This window comes from Pseudomonas sp. FG98 (assembly GCF_057808595.1).
Genome location: NZ_JBMDIJ010000023.1, coordinates 12,397 through 31,251, shown reverse-complemented (window position 1 = coordinate 31,251; position 18,855 = coordinate 12,397). Strand labels below are relative to the sequence as shown.

The 18,855-nt window shown below is 64.9% G+C and carries 14 protein-coding genes; 9 read left to right on the top strand and 5 right to left on the bottom strand.

Annotation, left to right across the window (positions count from 1 at the left end; all coding sequences use genetic code 11):
• Positions 1-53 precede the first annotated feature (53 nt).
• Positions 54-467, bottom strand: a complete 414-nt coding sequence (gene mscL / locus ACODSK_RS15895) for a large-conductance mechanosensitive channel protein MscL (RefSeq protein WP_489017415.1) — start codon at positions 465-467, stop codon at positions 54-56.
• A 169-nt stretch (positions 468-636) separates the two neighbouring features.
• Between mscL and radA the strand changes: the two genes are divergently transcribed.
• From radA to ACODSK_RS15855, 8 genes are all read left to right on the top strand, one after another.
• The gene (gene radA / locus ACODSK_RS15890) at positions 637-2,007 is read left to right on the top strand and encodes a DNA repair protein RadA (protein ID WP_489017414.1); all 1,371 of its coding nucleotides are present in this window, start codon (positions 637-639) and stop codon (positions 2,005-2,007) included.
• Positions 2,008-2,090: 83 nt separating this feature from the next.
• Positions 2,091-2,594 (top strand): RNA polymerase sigma factor, encoded by a 504-nt coding sequence (locus ACODSK_RS15885; RefSeq protein WP_489017413.1) that lies wholly within the window; start codon positions 2,091-2,093, stop codon positions 2,592-2,594.
• Positions 2,595-2,662: 68 nt separating this feature from the next.
• Positions 2,663-3,664, top strand: coding sequence for a FecR family protein (locus tag ACODSK_RS15880; protein ID WP_489017411.1), 1,002 nt, complete (start codon positions 2,663-2,665; stop codon positions 3,662-3,664).
• A gap of 329 nt (positions 3,665-3,993) precedes the next feature.
• Entirely contained in the window at positions 3,994-6,669 is a 2,676-nt protein-coding gene (locus tag ACODSK_RS15875; protein WP_489017473.1) for a TonB-dependent receptor, read from the top strand.
• 87 nt (positions 6,670-6,756) lie between these two features.
• The gene (locus ACODSK_RS15870) at positions 6,757-7,359 is read left to right on the top strand and encodes a heme acquisition protein HasA (protein ID WP_489017410.1); all 603 of its coding nucleotides are present in this window, start codon (positions 6,757-6,759) and stop codon (positions 7,357-7,359) included.
• A gap of 169 nt (positions 7,360-7,528) precedes the next feature.
• The gene (locus ACODSK_RS15865; protein ID WP_489017409.1) at positions 7,529-9,298 is read left to right on the top strand and encodes a type I secretion system permease/ATPase; all 1,770 of its coding nucleotides are present in this window, start codon (positions 7,529-7,531) and stop codon (positions 9,296-9,298) included.
• A 43-nt stretch (positions 9,299-9,341) separates the two neighbouring features.
• Positions 9,342-10,622, top strand: a complete 1,281-nt coding sequence (locus ACODSK_RS15860; protein ID WP_489017407.1) for an HlyD family type I secretion periplasmic adaptor subunit — start codon at positions 9,342-9,344, stop codon at positions 10,620-10,622.
• A complete protein-coding gene (locus tag ACODSK_RS15855) occupies positions 10,622-11,968 on the top strand; it encodes a TolC family outer membrane protein (protein ID WP_489017406.1) in 1,347 nt (448 codons plus the stop codon). Before ACODSK_RS15860 ends, ACODSK_RS15855 begins: the two co-directional genes overlap by 1 nt.
• On the opposite strand, the gene ACODSK_RS15850 is transcribed toward ACODSK_RS15855, so the two are convergent.
• The 4 genes from ACODSK_RS15850 to ACODSK_RS15835 form a co-directional block, all read right to left on the bottom strand.
• On the bottom strand, positions 11,878-12,702 hold the full coding sequence (locus ACODSK_RS15850; RefSeq protein ID WP_489017404.1) for a copper chaperone: 825 nt from the start codon (positions 12,700-12,702) through the stop codon (positions 11,878-11,880). The two genes, ACODSK_RS15855 and ACODSK_RS15850, sit on opposite strands and share 91 nt — an antisense overlap.
• Positions 12,703-12,710: 8 nt before the next feature.
• Positions 12,711-14,261, bottom strand: coding sequence for a tyrosinase family protein (locus ACODSK_RS15845; protein ID WP_489017403.1), 1,551 nt, complete (start codon positions 14,259-14,261; stop codon positions 12,711-12,713).
• A 167-nt stretch (positions 14,262-14,428) separates the two neighbouring features.
• Positions 14,429-15,952 carry a nucleobase:cation symporter-2 family protein gene (locus ACODSK_RS15840; protein WP_489017401.1) on the bottom strand — a complete coding sequence of 508 codons (1,524 nt, stop codon included), beginning with the start codon at positions 15,950-15,952 and terminating at the stop codon, positions 14,429-14,431.
• A gap of 263 nt (positions 15,953-16,215) precedes the next feature.
• Entirely contained in the window at positions 16,216-16,581 is a 366-nt protein-coding gene (locus tag ACODSK_RS15835; RefSeq protein ID WP_489017400.1) for a PilZ domain-containing protein, read from the bottom strand.
• A gap of 198 nt (positions 16,582-16,779) precedes the next feature.
• Between ACODSK_RS15835 and ACODSK_RS15830 the strand changes: the two genes are divergently transcribed.
• Positions 16,780-18,846 (top strand): carbon starvation CstA family protein, encoded by a 2,067-nt coding sequence (locus ACODSK_RS15830; protein WP_489017398.1) that lies wholly within the window; start codon positions 16,780-16,782, stop codon positions 18,844-18,846.
• The last annotated feature ends 9 nt before the right edge of the window (positions 18,847-18,855 follow it).

Sequence of the window (18,855 nt, the reverse complement as noted above, 5' to 3'; positions counted from 1 at the left end):
ACCGTAAGCGGGCCCTGCAGGAGCGTGGCTTGCCCGCGAAGAGCCCGGACTCTTCAGGGCTTGTTGTTCTGTTCCTTGAGCAGATCACGAATCTCGGTCAGCAGGGTCTCCTGCGGCGTCGGCGCTGGCGGCACGCTTGGCGCCACGGCCTCTTCGCGCTTCAGGCGGTTGATCACCTTCACGCCCATGAAGATGGCGAATGCCACGATCACGAAATCGATCACTGTCTGGATGAACTTGCCGTAGGCCAGCACCACTGCTGGTACGTCCCCTTGCGCGGCCTTGAGGGTGATCGCCAGGTCGCTGAAATCCACCCCGCCAATGATCAGGCCCAACGGTGGCATCACCACGTCGCCGACAAAAGACGAAACGATCTTGCCGAATGCTGCGCCGATGATGATACCGACGGCCATGTCGACCACATTGCCCTTGACCGCAAAGGCTTTGAATTCACTGATCATGCCCATGGTTTATTCCTTGTAACAATTGAAGGGGGTCGACGCAGTGTAATTCAGCCTGTGGCTTCATGCGCTGCGTCCGCTACAAATGACCCCGCTCATAGCCATTGGTTTGGTCGCGATTGGCGCCATTCCCGGCGCGGCGGCTATCATGGCGACTTTTTCCAGGAGATTGCCCATGGCCAAGGCCAAGCGCTTGTACGGCTGCACCGAGTGCGGTGCGACCTTCCCCAAATGGGCCGGCCAATGCAGTGAATGCGGCGCCTGGAACACCCTCACCGAAACCATGATCGAGAGCGGCGGCGCGGCCGCGCCCAGCGGTCGCACCGGCTGGGCCGGGCAGCAGGCGCAGATCAAGACCCTCGCCGAAGTCTCCATCGAGGAAATTCCGCGGTTCTCCACCGCCAGTGCCGAACTCGACCGGGTACTCGGCGGCGGCCTGGTGGACGGTTCGGTGGTGCTGATCGGCGGCGATCCGGGCATCGGCAAGTCCACCATCCTCCTGCAGACCCTTTGTCATATCGCTGCGCGCATGCCGGCGCTGTACGTCACCGGCGAGGAGTCGCAGCAGCAGGTGGCCATGCGCGGCCGGCGCCTGGGGCTGCCGCTGGACAAGCTGCGGGTGATGACCGAGACCTGCATCGAAAGCATCATCGCCACGGCGCGCAGCGAGAAGCCCAAGGTCATGGTGATCGACTCGATCCAGACCATCTTCACCGAGCAACTGCAATCGGCACCGGGCGGCGTCGCCCAGGTCCGCGAGAGTGCCGCGTTGCTGGTGCGCTACGCCAAGCAGAGTGGCACGGCGATCTTCCTGGTCGGCCACGTCACCAAGGAAGGCGCCCTGGCCGGCCCGCGGGTGCTGGAGCACATGGTCGACACCGTGCTGTATTTCGAAGGCGAGTCCGACGGCCGCCTGCGTTTGCTGCGGGCGGTGAAGAACCGCTTCGGCGCGGTCAACGAACTCGGCGTGTTCGGCATGACCGATCGCGGTCTGAAGGAAGTGTCCAACCCTTCGGCGATCTTCCTTACCCGAACCCAGGACGAAGTGCCGGGCAGCGTGGTCATGGCCACCTGGGAAGGGACCCGGCCGATGCTGGTGGAGGTCCAGGCGCTGGTGGACGACAGCCACCTGGCCAACCCGCGCCGGGTCACCCTCGGCCTCGACCAGAACCGCCTGGCCATGCTGCTGGCGGTGCTGCATCGCCACGGTGGCATCCCCACCCACGACCAGGACGTGTTTCTCAACGTGGTTGGCGGGGTCAAGGTGCTGGAAACCGCTTCCGACCTGGCGCTGCTCGCAGCGGTGATGTCGAGCCTGCGCAACAAGTCGCTGTCCCAGGGTTTGCTGGTGTTCGGCGAGGTGGGTCTGTCGGGTGAGGTACGCCCGGTGCCAAGCGGCCAGGAGCGCTTGAAGGAAGCCGCCAAGCACGGCTTCAAGCGCGCCATCGTGCCCAAGGGCAACGCGCCGAAGGAGGCCCCGGCGAGCTTGCAGGTGGTGGCGGTTACCCGTCTGGAACAGGCCCTCGACGCCTTGTTCGAAGAATAGGTCGGCAGGGAAGGGCTTCTTGCAAGTGATTCTCACTAACGAGTAGCATGGCGCCTCCTTCCCGATAGCCTCCTGGAGTTCGCGTGGCGGAGTCCGACCTCAAGCGCCTGTTCCTCAAGCACGCGAAAACCCTGCAGGGCCTGCTCACGCGCAAGGTGCGCGACCCGCAGCTGGCCGCCGACCTGGTGCAGGAAAGCTTCCTGCGCCTGGCCGAGCAGCAGGCCAGCGAGCGCATCGACAATACGCCGGCGTACCTCTACCGCACGGCGCACAACCTGATGATCGACCACATGCGCCAGCAACAGCGGCGCAAGACCGACCTGGTGCCCCACGAAGCCCTCGAAGGCATTGTCGAAGACAGCCCCGGCCTGGAAGACAGCACCGCCGCGGAACAGCATATGCGCCGCCTGCGCGCGGCGATGAACGACCTGCCGCCGCGCACCCGGGAAATCTTCCGTCTCAACCGCCTCGAAGGGCTGACCCACGCCGAGGTCGCCAGGCGCCTGGAGATCTCCGACAGCTCGGTGCAGAAGCACCTTTCCAAGGCGCTGGCCTATGTGATGCAGTGTTTGCAGGAACCCGGATGACGAACGGTTTACTGGGAAATGTGCCTTCAGACGTCAGCCTTTACATAAGCAGAATTCGAGAGAACCGTGTGAGCAGCCAGATCCCGCCAGAGCAAGCAATCCGCGAGCAGGCCGCCGAGTGGGCGGTATTGCTGGACGCCGGAGGCCTGAGTCCCGCGCAGACCCAGGCCTTGGCCGAATGGCGCGAGCGTGACCCACGCCATGCCCGGGCCTTGGCCTTCGCCCAGGCGACCTGGAGCGACCTGGGGCGCCTCGGGCATCTGGACGAGCCGCAGGTGACCCCGGCGGCATTGCCTGGCGTGCCTCGGCCAGTGGCCGGTCGCCGTCGGCGTTCGCGCCTGCGCTGGGTCGCCAGTACCGCCGCCGCGCTGCTGGTTGCGGTATTCGTCGTGGATCGCGGCCCGGAAATCGTCCTGCGCCTGAATGCCGACTACGTCACCGGGCGAGGCGAGATCCGCCAGGTCAGCCTGCCCGACGGCAGCAAGGTCGACCTCGACAGCGGCACCGCCATCAGCCTTGCCTACAGCGACAGCGAACGACGGGTGCGCCTGTTGTCCGGGGACGCGGTGTTCGAGGCCGCGCCGATGGCCGGCAAGGAGACACGGCCTTTTGTCGTCGAGTACGCCGGCGCGACCACCCGGGCACTGGGCACGCGCTTCGTGGTTGGCGGCGAGGGGCAGGGTGGCTGGGTCGGCATGCTCGAACACGCCACCCGGGTGAGCCTTCTCGAAGCGCCGGCCAGTGGTGTCGCCGAGCGAGTGCTGGAGGAAGGCAAGAGCCTGCGCTATGACCCGCAGCAGGGGATCCGCCCCTGGCCGGAGCAGGACCCGCGCCGGGCCAGCGCCTGGCAGCGTGGCTTGCTGATCTTCGAGCGCGAGCCGCTGGCCCAGGTGGCCGAGCAGATCAACCGCTACCGTGGCGGGCATGTCGTGATCACCGATGCCGCGCTGGCGCGACGGGAAGTGAGTGGCATGTTCCGTCTCGACAACCTCGACCAGGCGCTGGTGATGCTGACCGATGAGCTCAAGGTCAAGCGGGTCGATCTGCCTGGGTTGACCCTGATCTACTGAAAGACCTTCGCTGTTCTTCAGGACCTCATCGCTGGCAAGCCAGCTCCCACAGTGACCGCGTGCCGCTGACTCTGTGGGAGCTGGCTTGCCAGCGATGAGGCCCTCAAACCCCCTGCAAATCCTGCCTCCCGACCCCTCTCCCAGATTCCCCAAAAATTTATTTACTGACTTTTCCCACCCCGCTCGTCTGATTGTTGAGATTGATTTTCATTACTAGAAAACGCCAACACAGCGAGCAGCACGAAGTGACCACTCCACAACAACGACATTTGCGCCTCAACCGGATTGCCCTGACCTGCAATCTGCTGCTGGGTGCCTGCATCCTGCCGATGGGGATCGGTGCGGTACAGGCGGTCGAGCAGAACAGCGGATCGACCCAGCGCACTGCGCTGATTCGCTTCGACATCCCGGCCCAATCCCTGGACAGCGCCGTACTGGCCTTCGCCGAGCAGGCCAAGGTCCAGGTGTTCTTCGATAGCCGCAAGCTGGCCGGCCTGCGCAGCGAAGGGCTGCACGGCGAGCACACCTCGCAGGAAGGGCTGGCCGTACTGCTGGGCGGCAATCCGGTGCGCTACCGCTTCACCGGCAATGATCAGGTCGGCCTGGAGCGCCTGAGCGACGACGGCAAGTCCATGGAACTGGGCGCCACCCGCATCCAGTCCCGGGGCGACGGTGACTGGGTCTACACCACGCCGCGCTCGGTAGCGGTGATCACCCGCGAGCAGATCGACAAGCGCCCGCCACGCCATGCCGCCGACATGCTGGAAGAAACCGCCGGCGTCTACACCGCGGTCAACCAGCGCGACCAGGGCCTCTCGGTGAACATCCGCGGCGTGCAGGACTACGGCCGGGTCAACATGAACATCGACGGCATGCGCCAGAACTTCAACGTCAACGGCCACCAGCAGCGCAACGGCATCATGGTGGTGGACCCGGAGTTCATCAGCTCGGTCGACATCGAAAAGGGCTCGCAGTCGGGCATGGGCGGCGCCGGCGTGCTGGGCGGTATCGCCAGTTTCAACACCGTGCAGGCCAGCGAGTTCCTCGGGCCGGACAAGGAGTACGGCGGCCGCATCCGCGCCGGCCATGGCATCGGTGAACTGGGCAATGGCACCTATTTCAACGGCAGCGCGCTGTTCGCCTTCGGCAACGAAGTGGGCGACCTGCTGCTCGGTGTCAGCGAGCGGCACTTCGGTGACTACCGCGCCGGCAGCAACGACAAGGACAACCTCGGCACCCAGATCCGTGCCCGTGAACTCTGGCCGAAGGCCTGGAACGACTGGGTGGAAGACGAGGTGGGCGACATGGGCAGCGTGACCCGTTCGCGCCTGCTCAAGGTCGGGCTCAACCTGCCCCACGACCAGCGTGTGCAGTTCAACTACATCGAGACCGATACCGACAGCAAGGACTCCTGGACCTGGTTCGATTACGAGAATGACTCGTTCTACTACCAGCGCAGCGGCGCTACCGACCTCAACGCGAAGAATGCTTCGATCGACTACAGCTTCAGCCCTGACAACGATCTGATCGATGTGAAGGCGAAAGTCTACTTCGTACGTACCCGCATGGACCGCTGGAACGCCGCCAGCACCGCGAGCCTCAGCAGCGGCAACTGGTTTCCCGACTACAACGACCGCTTCCAGACCGACACCTGGGGTCTGCAACTGCAGAACACTTCGCGCTTCTATATTGGCGCCAAGGACAAGCTGACTCTGGAGTACGGCACCGAGCTGTTCCAGGACGAGTTCAAGCCGTCGACCGACCGGGTTCCGGCGGCCAACGAGCAGGCCTATCCCTATGTGCAAGGGGCTACCCCGGAGGGCAAGAAGCTGACCGCTAGCCTCTTTGCCCAGGCGCAGTATGAACATGACGACTGGCTGACCCTGGACGCCGGGCTGCGCTATGACCGTTATCGACTGAGTGGCGAAAGCGGCATGACGCTCTGGATGTTTCCCGAAGGCCCCTATGAGGCAGGTGGGGTAGTCAAGAGCCAGCAGCATCTGATCTTTGATGAAACCACCGAGCAGGGTCGCTTCTCGCCGACCTTCGGCATCGCCGTCAAGCCGGGAGTGGACTGGTTGCAGCTCTATACCCGCTGGGGGCGTGGCTGGCGTTCGCCGGCGGTCACGGAGGTGTTCATGACCGGTCGTCCGCATGCTGGCGGCGGCGCCGAGATGGTGTATCCCAACCCGTATCTCAAGCCGGAGACCTCTCACGATTGGGAGCTCGGCTTCAATATTTTCAAGGAATCGCTGCTGCGTGATGGCGACCGCTTTGGCTTGAAAGTGGCGTACTTCGATACGCGGATCGACAACTTCTCGTTTCTCGACGTCAACGTCAGCCTGCCGGACGAAACCGCTTCGGGCATCGGCCTGGGCCGGATGGCTTACCAGAACAACGAAGAGACCACCCGCTTCAGGGGTGTCGAATATTCCCTGGACTACGACGCAGGCCGCTACTACGGCCGGCTCTCCTACACCCACATGATCGGCACCAACGACTTCTGTTCGCAGCAGTTCTACATGGGCGGGGCGAAAAGCACCGTGCGCGTCGGTACGGTGACCCGCGCGGTCCAGGTCGGCAACCGCATCGTGATGCGTCAGTTCGCGGTCAACCAGGCGGTCCCCAACGACGCCATGAGCAACCAGATCACCTGCGGCAACATCATGGGCAACGCCACCTACATGCCGGCCGATCGCGGCTCGCTGACCCTGGGCATGCGCTTCCTCGACAACACCCTCGATGTCGGCGGCCGCCTGCGCTACAGCAAAGGCAACGGGGCCAACCTGGACACCCCGACCTACGCCAACCTCGACCAGGCCCTTTGGCCGAAATACAAGGTCTACGACCTGTTCGCCAGCTACTGGATGACCCCGCAGGTCAACCTGACCCTGGCCCTGGAGAACGCCACCGACCAGGCCTATTTCGTCGCCATGGGCGACGTCAACAACCTGTCCCTGGCTCGCGGGCGCACCCTGACCGGGATGCTGGAATACAAGTTCTGATTTGTTGCAATCAACGATTTTGTCCTTCAGGACAAAAACGAGGGCAGGAGCCTTCGTCAAACCACCAAAACGTTCAGAGGAACAGTTATGAGCCTTTCCGTTACTTACGATGCCGTCTTCGCCAACTACACCGTCGACCAGTACCTGTCGGAGTGGGCCACCGGATTCGCTACCGCAGGTCATGGCACCAGCAACACGGGTGGCTTCAACACCGGCACCTACGACGGCAGCGAGTACGCCACCCATGGTGCCAACGGCTCCGACTACGCATTCATTGCCGGTAGCGATACCGCCAATGGCCTGCACTATGTGTTCACCCCTGGGGTTCCGTCCGGCAGCAACTTCAACCACTACCTGTGGGGTGCACTGGACGAGGTGTCGCTGGGCTATGAACTGGGTGGCGGTCAGGGTAGCGATTTCACCCTGCAACAGGACGTGGTCACCTTCGCTGGTCTTGACCTGGATTCCGCGCTGGGTGCCGGCCGTACCGGCAACGAAGTGCACCAGACCATTTTCGGCCTGATGCAGGGCAACACTTCTGCCCTGGAAGGCGTGCTGGACACTCTGCTGGCTACCTATGGCGTGTCCACCGACAACACCTTCGCCGACATCACCGCAGCCATCAACGCTGCTTCGGCCACCGCCGTCGGCGTCCAGTCCCAGGTCGACGACCTGGCCCTGGCTGCCTGATAGCGGGCAATAAAAAGCGAATGGCAGGTCACCCTGGCATTCGCTGATCTGCTGCATTCACCCCGCAGCCCGTGTCTTTGCCGGGCGCTGGCTGCGGTGGTGCGAATTCTGTGACGAGGGTGCGCCGATTGCAATCGCCCACCGTCGTCGTCTGCGAGGAATCCAAGCAATGGGAACCGCTCCCGTTTCCGGCGACGAAGTGCGCCAGGCGCTCAAGGCGTGCCGCGCCGGCTTTGCCAACGTCGGCATGTTCAGCGCGGTGATCAACCTGCTGATGCTGGCGCCGGCCCTGTACATGCTGCAGGTCTACGACCGGGTGCTGTCCTCGGGCAACGAGATGACCCTGCTCATGCTCAGCCTGATGGTGGTCGGCCTGTTCGGCTTCATGGGCCTGCTGGAGTGGGTGCGCAGCCTGGTGGTGATCCGCCTGGGCACGCGCATGGACCTGCGCCTCAACCCTCGCGTGTTCCAGGCGGCCTACGAGGTCAGCCTGGCCGGTGGCAAGAGCGCCGCCGGCCAGGTGCTGGCGGACCTGACCAGCCTGCGTCAGTTCGCCACCGGCCAGGCGCTGTTCGCCTTCTTCGATGCGCCCTGGTTCCCGGTGTACCTCGCGGTGATGTTCATGTTCAGCCCATGGCTGGGCCTGATGGCGCTGGTTGGCGCGATACTGCTGGGCGCCTTGGCCTGGCTGAACGAACGCCTGACGCAGAAGCCCTTTGCCGATGCCGGGCGCCTGTCCCAGCAGGCTGGCGTGCAGGCCAGTGGCAACCTGCGCAATGCCGAGGCGATGGAAGCCATGGGCATGCTCGATGCGGTGCGCCAGCGCTGGACCGCGTTGCACCATGGCTTCCTCGGCCTGCAAAACCATGGCAGCGAGCGTGCCGCGGCGGTGGCGGCGGTGTCGCGGACGCTACGCCTGACCCTGCAATCCCTGGTCCTCGGCCTCGGCGCCTGGCTGGCCCTGGAGAAGCAGGTGAGCCCGGGCATGATGGTGGCCGGTTCGATCCTCATGGGCCGGGTGCTGGCGCCCATCGACCAGTTGATCGCGGTGTGGCGTCAGTGGGGCTCGGCGCGCCAGGCCTATACGCGGCTCAACGAACTGCTGCTGGCCCAGCCGCCGCGTCCCGAAGGCATGCCGTTGCCGGCCCCGAGCGGGCGGCTGGTGGTGGAGCAGGTCACCGCGATGCTGCCCGGCACGCGCAAGCCCTGCCTGAGCAACCTCGCCTTCGCCCTTGAGGCCGGCGATTCGCTGGGCATCATCGGCGCCTCCGGCTCGGGCAAGTCGACCCTGGCCCGCCTGCTGGTCGGTGCGGCCAACCCCTTCGACGGCAAGGTCCGCCTGGACGGTGCCGACCTGCAGCGCTGGGACAAGGTGCTGCTCGGCCAGCACCTCGGCTACCTGCCCCAGGACGTGCAGTTGTTCGCCGGCAGCATCGCCGAGAACATCGCCCGCCTCGGCGAGGTGGATGCCGATGCGGTGATCGCCGCGGCGCAACTGGCCGGGGTGCACGACATGATCCTCAAGTTCCCGGCGGGCTATGACACCCAGTTGGGTGAGGGTGGCAGCGGTCTTTCCGGCGGCCAGCGCCAGCGCGTCGGCCTGGCCCGGGCGCTGTACAACCTGCCCGCGCTGATCGTCCTCGACGAACCCAACTCCAACCTCGACGAAGCCGGTGAGCAGGCACTGCTCGCGGCCATCGCCAAGGTGCGCGAACAACGCCGCACCCTGGTCCTGATCACCCACAAGCCGGCGCTGCTGTCCGGGCTGGAAAAGTTGCTGGTGTTGCAGAACGGCCAGTTGCAGGCCTTCGGCCCGACCGCGCGGGTGCTCCAGGATCTGCAAAAGGCCGCCCGGCCCGCCGCTGTACCGACGCCCGCACCTACCGCCTTGCGCAGCCCTGCCACCGTCAGCATGAGCTACGGCACACCGAGAGCCTGATTCGATGAAAGCAACCGCTCCCCTCCCTGCCAATGTGTTGAGCATGGACGATCGCCGTCCCGCCCGGATCGGGCGCTGGCTGGTCATCGCCGGCTTCGGCGGCTTCATGCTCTGGGCCGCCCTGGCGCCGCTGGACAAGGGCGTGCCGCTGTCCGGCAACGTGGTGGTCGCTGGCAGCCGCCAGGCAGTGCAGCACCCCACGGGCGGGGTGATCGAGCAACTGCTTGTGCGCGATGGTGACCAGGTCACGGCGGGGCAGGTGCTGTTGCGCCTCGACCCGACCCAGGCCCGGGCCCAGTACGAGTCGCTGCGGGTGCAGTTGCTCACCGCCCGGGCCATGCAGGCCCGCCTGGTCGCCGAGCGTGACGGGCAGGCGACGGTGCAGTACCCGGCCGAGTTGCAGAAGGACGCCAGCGAACCCTGGCTGGCGGCGATCCTGGAAACCCAGCGGCAATTGCTGAGCAGTCGCCGCCAGGCGTTGGAAATGGAACTGGGCGGGGTGCGTGAAAGCATCGCCGGGTCCCAGGCCAGCCTCGACGGCCTGCAAGGTTCGCTGTCCGCCAAACAGGACCAGCGCGCCGCCTTGCAGGAGCAGTTGCAGGGCCTGCGCGAGCTGGCCCGAGACGGCTATATCCCGCGCAATCGCCTGCTGGAAAGCGAGCGCCTGTATGCCCAGGTCAACGGTTCGATTTCCGAGGACCTGGGCAATATCGGCCGCACCCGTCGCCAGTTGCAGGAACTGAAGCTGCGCATTGCCCAGCGTCAGCAGGAATACCAGCGCGAGGTCAGCCAGCAACTCACCGAGGCGCAGTCCAGTGCCGCCGATCTCGACAACCGCCTGCGCAGCGCCGCCTTCGACCTGGCCAGCACCGAGGTCAAGGCGCCGGCCAGCGGCACGGTGGTGGGCTCCAGCGTGTTCACCAATGGCGGGGTGATCGCCCGTGGCCAGTCGCTGATGGAGATCGTCCCGCGTGACGTGCCCCTGCTGGTGGATGCCCGGGCTTCGGTGGAGCTGGTCGATCGACTGCATCCGGGGCTACCGGTGGAGCTGCTGTTCGTCGCCTTCAACCAGAGCACCACGCCCCGGGTCGAGGGCGAGGTAACCCTGGTTTCCGCCGACCGCCTGCTCGATGAGAAGAACGGCCAGCCGTACTACCAGGTGCGCGTGCGGGTCAGCGAAGAGGGCCTGCGCCAACTGGTCGGACAGGACATCCGTCCGGGCATGCCGGTGGAAGCCTTCGTTCGCACCGGCGAGCGCTCGATGCTCAATTACCTGTTCAAGCCGTTGACCGACCGGGCCCATGTCGCCCTGGCGGAGGAATGATGCGCCTGTTGTCCTGCGTGATGCTGCTGGGCCTGAGCCTGCCGGCCATGGCCGTCGACCTGAGTGACGCCCTGGCCCTGGCCTTGCGCAACGATCCGACCTTCCACGCCGCCATCGCCGAGCGCGATGCCGGCCTGGAGTACCGCGCCATCGGCCGGGCCAAGCTGCTGCCCAACCTGTCGTACCGCTACAACAATGCGCGCAACGACTCAGAGGTGACCCAGTCGACCACTGCCGGCAACATCACCCAGCAGCGCGACTACCGCAGCTACTCCTCGACCCTGACCCTGCAGCAGCCGCTGTTCGACTACGGCGCCTGGGCCGAATACCGCCAGGGCGTGGCCAGGTCATTGCTGGCCGATGCGCAGTTCCGCGGCCGCGGCCAGGAACTGGTGGTGCGTCTGTTCCAGGCCTACAGCGAAGCGCTGCTGGCCAGCGAGCAGATCGCCCTGGCCCAGGCTCAGCGCCGTGCCTATGCCGAACAGTTGACCCTGAACGAACGCCTGCTCAAGGGCGGCGAGGGCACCCGTACCGATGTGCTGGAAACCCGTGCCCGCTACGAGCTGGCCAAGGCCCAGGAAATCGAGGCGACCGACAACCTGGATGCCGCGCTGCGCGCCTTGCAGGCCATCGTCGGCGAGCCGCTGGAAGTGGAAGATCTGGCGCCGCTGGCGGCGGGCTTCAAGGTCGATCCGCTGGCGGGCAGCTTCGAGCATTGGCGTAGCCAGGCGGTGAGCAACAACGCACAACTGGTCGCCCAGCGTCATGCGGTCGAGGTGGCGGACCAGGGTGTCGAGCGCAATCGCGCCGGGCACCTGCCGAGCCTCAGCGCCTACGCCAGCACCGGGCGTTCCAGCTCCAGTTCGGAGAGCACCTATAACCAGCGCTATGACACCGACAGCATCGGCATCCAGCTGAGCGTGCCGCTGTTCGCCGGTGGCGGCGTGTCGGCGGCGACCCGCCAGGCCGCGGCGCAACGCGACCAGGTGCAATACCAGTTGGACGGCTTGCTTAACGACACCCTCAACGAGCTGCGCAAACAGTTCAACCTGTGTGCCAGCAGCGTGGCGAAGATCCGCGCCTATGAACTGGCTGTGGAGTCGGCGGACCGGCTGATCGATGCCACGCGCAAGAGTGTCGCAGGCGGTGAGCGGGTCAACCTCGATGTACTCGATGCCGAGCAGCAGCTGTACGGTGCCCGGCGTGACCTGGCCCAGGCCCGCCATGACTACTTGCGGGCCTGGTTGCAGGTGCACTATCTGGCGGGGACTCTGGAAGCCAGCGACTTGCAGCGACTGGACAGGTACTTCGCCAGCCGTGGCAGCCCGGCGACCGCCAGTCGCTGAGGCAGCGGCCAGCGCCAGCGTGGTGGCAGCGACATGCGCCAGCGCACGGCCCGCGCCATGCGCTGGCGTTCACTGACCAGCCAGAGCATGGCCAGTAGCATCACCAGCAGGTGCCCCTGCTGGACCAGCATCGGCAACAGCATCGCCGGCCAGCACGAGAGCACGCACCAGCCACCGTTGCTTATCCCGTAGCCCAGGCAATCGCGCACCACCGGCCAGCCGAACGCGGAAATCCGCGGCGCGTTATGGCAACGGTTGAGGGCGATCTGCTTGAGCGGGGCGGCCTGCCATAGCAGGGTTGCCGGCAAGGCCAGGGTCGCCAGCAGCCACAGGCGGTCGCCGGCCAGCAACTTCAGGCCGATCGACAACAGAGTCAGTACGAGCCCGGCGATGCTCCATACCGCTACGTAGCCCGCCAGAAACACCAGGATCGCCAGCGGCCGCCGTCGGGGCAGACTGCGGTGCCACAGGGTGAGCAGCGGTTCGGCGAGCAGCAGCGGCATCATGGCCAGGAGCATCAGCAGCCACGCTTGCCATAGCCCGAGCGGATCGAGGACCAGGGCCTGGGTCAGGCCCCGCCAGCCCAGCCCCGACAGCAGATCGGCGATGGAGCCGCAGAACGCTGGTAGCGCCGATTGTGTCGGCGCCGCCAGCAATGCAGCCCAGCCGGCCAGGCTGGCGGTTGCCAGCCATGGCCAGGGACCGTGCAGCCAGGCGTGGCCGTTGTGACTCACGGCCATCCTTACTCGCCCTGGCGGTAGATGCTGATGCGGCCTACCGAGAGCTCGTCGTCGGCGCTCAGGTCCTTGTCCGGGACCAGGTCGATCTGCACCTGCGCCAGGTCCAGCGCCCCCTTGGCCCGCAGGGCGTTGACGATCTCGGTGATCTCCAGCGAGGCATTGACTCCGTTGCCGCCGTGGGGATCGGCGGGATCGCTGGCCGCCGCGACACCGAACAGCGAGACACCGCCGGCGCACAGTTCCGGGTGCGCGTCCGGCTGGGCTCCAGCGGGCAGGCCGACGTAGACCTCGATGAACACGTTGTTGCGCTGGCCGCGGATGCTTTCCAGGTTGAGGAACACACGCTCGTGGCTGGGGGCGGCGACGTTGTTCGCAACCAGGCCCTTGGCGGCCAGGTGCTTCGCCACTTTCGCCACGCCAGGCTTGTCCAGGCGTACCTGGCTGACGCTCTTGCGGCCCACCAGCTTGAGGCTGCTGCTGTTGGCTCCGATCAGTTCGACGACGGGTTCCTTCACTGCGGCCACCGCTGCTTTGGCGGCGAAGGCGGCGACCTGCTTGGGTGCGGGCGCGGCTTTCGGCACGGGATCATGGAAGCTTTCATAGGTATAGCCGAGCGTCTTCAGGTCGAGCGTCTCGCCGACTTTCCAGAAGCGGCTGTCGCCATTCTCGTCCGGGAACACGAAGGGGCTGTCCTGGGGCGGGCCGTTGACGAAGTCCGGCTCCTTGGGGTTGTGATGGTGCGGGTCACGGTTCAGCCAGATCTGCCAGAGCCGGTCGATATTGGCGTGGTGCAGCCAGAACACCGGGTCGAGGCCTGCGGTACGGGTGTCCGCCATCAGGCCCTCGTGGTTGGCCTTGCCCGGCTTGCCATTGTCACCGCCGACCATGTTGTGCACCTGGTTGTGCGGCATGCTTTCCAGCAGGCCGAAGACCAGGTCTTCGGCGGGAGTGGTGACCGGATTCTGGCCGCCGAAGCCGGCGTTGCCCTTGGGCGTGCCCTTGTAGAGCAGTTCGTTGGCGGCGTCGGTGAAGTCGATCTTGGCCGGCGTCAGTTCGACCTTGCCTTTGCCGTCCGTGCCGTAGCGCAACCGGGTTGGCAGGGCCAAGGGGTTCGGGCTGCCATCTGGCAGGGTCTTCTCGTAGAACGCCTGGGGCAGGCCCAGGGTCTCGGGCCGTTCCAGGTAATCGTCGTAATCCCAATAGGGCAGCGCCCAGTCCGACGGGCCGCCAAGCTTGACCACCGCCGCGCGGACGATCTGCTCGAACGCCAGCAGGTAAGGGCGGTGCCAGGGCAGGAAGAACCAGGTGCGATGCTGGCAACGGCCCCAGTACAACTCGCGGACCGAGGCCGGCGGCAGTTCCTCACCTGGGCGGTAGTAGCCGTCGTTGGCCCAGAGTTCGGCCTTGAAGCCGTGGATGGCGGCGAGAAAGCGCCAACTGGTGGGGTCGGTGATCGGGCGCTTCTGCAACTCGTGGACGGCCTTGGCGTACCACAGCAGGGTCGGGTTCCAGGTCTCGCCGAGCTTCCACAAATCCTTGCGTATGTAGGTCATGTCCACACCCTCCTTGATCCTTGTTGGGAGAAATCCATACGGCCGGTTGACGATAGAACATGGCCATTAAATTGCCATGGCACTGTGTCGGAATCTTCGGCAGTCGCTGCAACGCCCATGAAAAAGGGCCGGTGCTTGCGCACCGGCCCTTGTGGACTGCCGTGTTATCAGTGTTCCGCGACGGCTGATCGTCGTGGCGCTGTCCCGGCATGTTCTCCATCGGCGACCATCGGGATTTCCTTCCCTTCGGCATCGAACAGCTTGCCGTCCTTGAAGTAGTCGCCATCACGCAGGGCGGAGATATCGGAGTAGATGACGGTGCGCTCGTAGCCTGCGGCAAATACCGATTGCTGGTCCGAGTTGCCCGTCTTGAAGTGGTTGAACAGCAGGTTCAGGGAGATCGCCATGATCGCCGCCGAGCTGATGCCCGAGTGGAAGATGGTCTCGAACCAGTTCGGGAAGTGATCGTAGAAGTTCGGTGCGGCGATCGGGATCATGCCGAAGCCCAGGGAGGCGGCGACGATGATCAGGTTCATGTTGTTCTTGTATTCCACCTTGGACAGGGTGCGGATGCCGCTGGCTGCCACGGTGCCGAACAGCACGATGCCGGCGCCGCCAAGGACCGAGGTCGGCACTGCGGCAATCACCCGGCCCATGATCGGCAGCAGGCCGAGGATCACCAGGATCACACCGCCGGTGGCCACCACGTAGCGGCTCTTCACCCCGGTCACGGCGACCAGGCCGACGTTCTGGGCGAAGGCGCTTTGGGTGAAGGAGCCGAAGATCGGTGCCAGGATGCTCGACGCCATGTCGGCGCGCAGGCCGTCGCCGAGGCGGCGGGAGTCGACCTTGGTGTCGATGATTTCACCGACGGCGAGGATGTCCGCCGAGGTTTCCACCAGGGTCACGATGATCACGATGCACATCGACAGGATCGCGGCGATGTGGAAGGTCGGCATGCCGAAGTGGAACGGCGAGGGCAGGGCGACCAGCGGGCCTTCCAGCACCTTGCTGAAGTCGGCCATGCCCAGCGACCAGGCGATCAGGGTGCCGATGACCATCGCCAGGAGAATCGACAGGCGCGAGATCGACGCGCTGCCGAGCTTGCTCAGGGCCAGCACGATGGCGAAGGTCAGTGCGGCCAGGCCAATGTTTTCCATGCTGCCGAATTCCGGCGACTTGCTGTTGCCGCCCATTACCCAGCGTGCGGCGACCGGCATCAGGGTCAGGCCGATGGTGGTGATGACGATACCGGTCACCAGTGGCGGGAAGTACTTGGTGATGCGCGAGAAGATCGGCGTGATCAGGAAGCCCAGGAACGAGGCTGCCATCACCGCGCCAAGCACGCCTGGCAGACCGCCGCCGCCTTCGGTGGTGAGGATCGCGCCCATGGTCGCGACACCGGCGAAGGACACGCCCTGGACCAGCGGCAACTGGCAACCGAAGAACGGCAGTCCGAGGGTTTGCAGGAGCGTCGCCAGGCCGCCGGCGAACAGCGACGCGGCGATCAGCAGGCCGATCTCGGCCGGGCCCAGGCCGGCAGCCTGGCCCAGGATCAGCGGCACCGCAACGATACCGCCATACATCGTCAGAACGTGTTGCAGACCATAAGCGACGTTGGCACCCAGGCCGAGGTTTTCGTCTTCCGGACGAGGCGCGGTGGAAGACGTGCTTGGTGAGGACGTATTCATGGGAGCAGGATCTCGGTATTTATTGTTGTGCCGCTACTGTAGACATCTGTTGCCAAACATTGCCAGAGAAATTGTATACAATTTATCGATTGGCGCAGGAACAGTAAGGCCATTGATTTGGCCTGATCCGGGTTGCAGTAATCGTTCCAAATACGCAAAAGCGCTGTATCACGGCGAGATAAAAACCGTGTACAGCGCGCAGGAAGCTGTCGGAGTGGACAGGAAATGTCGCGAGGGCGAGAAGGGTAGGAGGCTAAAAGATCTTAAACTTCGATCAATTCGTGGAATTCACGCTCCAGTTCGGTGCGGTCGGCCAGGTTGAGCTCTATAAGGCGGCGCAAATGCTCCATCGATGGCATGTCGATGTGCAGGCAGATAAAGCCCAGCTGGGTGTCCTCGACATGGCGCAACTGCACCTGCATATTGACCACCGCTTCCGGGCTCAGGCGGATGGCGGCATCGAACAGCTGTTCGGCATCGGCGTCCCAATTGGCCGGGGACTCCACCAGCAGGCCCTTCAAGGAGATGTCGATCAGGTCCACCGGCCAGCGCCGGTTGCCCTGGACCAGTTCGGTGGGGGCATCGAAGGCAATGCGTTTGAAGCGTCGACGTTCGTTCTGCTCGCTCATGGTCGGCCCTCCGGGGGTGCACTCGACAACTATAGACCAGCGTCTGTTGCGCAGTGCTTGCCAGCTCCGGCCAAGGGGCGCAATCTCGCGTGGTGGCCATGGGCTCTGGAGGCTCTAGACCAACGTTGGGCTGGCCTTTCCGGCCAGTGTCGCTAGACTCGAAACGCTACCTTTTAATCCATTAGCTGGAAGCGAACCATGAACAACAATAATAGCCTGGCCCGCCATATCCCATGGCTGGTGCTGGCAGTACTAGGGGCCTGTGCGCTCGGGGTGGTTGCCCTGCGGCGTGGTGAAGCCATCAATGCCTTGTGGATTGTCGTCGCCTCGGTGGCGATCTACCTGGTCGCGTACCGTTACTACAGCCTGTTCATCGCCACCAAGGTGATGCAACTGGACCCTCGTCGGGCGACCCCGGCGGTCCTCAACAACGATGGCCTGGACTATGTCCCGACCAACAAGCACATCCTCTTCGGTCACCACTTCGCTGCCATCGCCGGCGCCGGTCCGCTGGTCGGCCCGGTACTTGCCGCGCAGATGGGCTACCTGCCCGGCACGCTCTGGCTGATCGCCGGCGTGGTCCTGGCCGGTGCGGTCCAGGACTTCATGGTCCTGTTCCTCTCCACCCGTCGCAACGGTCGCTCCCTGGGCGACATGGTGCGCGAGGAGATGGGCCGGATCCCGGGGACCATCGCCCTGTTCGGCTGCTTCCTGATCATGATCATCATCCTCGCGGTGCTGGCGCTGATCGTGGTGAAAGCCCTGGCCGAGAGCCCATGGGGCATGTTCACCGTGATGGCGACCATCCCGATCGCGATGTTCATGGGCATCTATATGCGCTACATCCGCCCGGGCCGCATCGGCGAGATCTCGATCATCGGCGTGGTCCTGCTGCTGCTGTCGATCTGGCTGGGGGGCCAGATTGCCGCAGATCCGGTGTGGGGCCCGGCGTTCACCTTCACCGGCGTGCAGATCACCTGGATGCTGGTGGGCTACGGTTTTGTCGCCGCCGTGCTGCCGGTATGGCTGGTGCTGGCGCCGCGTGACTACCTTTCCACCTTCCTCAAGATCGGCACCATCGTCGGTCTGGCCATCGGCATCCTGATCATCGCCCCCGAGCTGAAAATGCCGGCGCTGACCCAGTTCACCGACGGCACCGGTCCGGTCTGGAAGGGCACCCTGTTCCCGTTCCTGTTCATCACCATCGCCTGTGGCGCGGTGTCCGGCTTCCACGCGCTGATCTCCTCGGGGACCACGCCGAAGCTGCTGGACAACGAAGTCAACGCCCGCTACATCGGCTACGGCGGCATGCTGATGGAATCCTTCGTCGCCATCATGGCCATGGTCGCCGCTTCGGTGATCGAGCCGGGCGTCTACTTCGCCATGAACAGCCCGGCCGCCGTGGTCGGTGCCGACGTCGTCTCGGTGGCGCAGACGGTCAGCAGCTGGGGCTTCACCATCACCCCGGAACAGCTGGAAGCGACCGCCCGTGACATCGGCGAGCACACCATCCTGGCCCGTGCCGGTGGTGCGCCGACCCTGGCGGTGGGTATCGCGCAGATCCTTCACCAGGTGCTGCCGGGTGAAAACACCATGGCCTTCTGGTACCACTTCGCGATCCTGTTCGAGGCGCTGTTCATCCTCACCGCGGTGGACGCCGGTACCCGTGCCGGGCGCTTCATGCTCCAGGATCTGCTGGGCAGCTTCATCCCGGCGCTGAAACGCACCGAGTCGTGGGGCGCCAACCTGCTCGCCACTGCTGGCTGCGTAGCGCTCTGGGGCTACCTGCTGTACCAGGGCGTGATCGACCCGCTGGGTGGTATCAACACCCTGTGGCCGCTGTTCGGCATCTCCAACCAGATGCTGGCCGGTATCGCCCTGATGCTGGGTACTGTGGTGCTGATCAAGATGAAGCGCCAGCAGTACATCTGGGTCACCCTGGTGCCGGCTGTCTGGCTGCTGATCTGCACCACCACCGCGGGCCTGATCAAGCTGTTCGACCCGAACCCGGCGGTCGGCTTCCTGGCCCTGGCCAAGAAGTACAGCACCGCGCTGGACGCTGGCCAGGTTCTGGCTCCGGCCAAGGACATCGGGCAGATGCAGCACGTGATCTTCAACGCCTACACCAACGCTACCCTGACCGTGCTGTTCCTGGTCGTGGTCTTCAGCGTGCTGTTCTTCGCCATCAAGGTCGGCATCGCCGCCCTCGGCAAGAAAGAGCGCAGCGACAAGGAAACCCCGTTCCAGGCCCAGCCTGATGCCTAACCGAGGAAT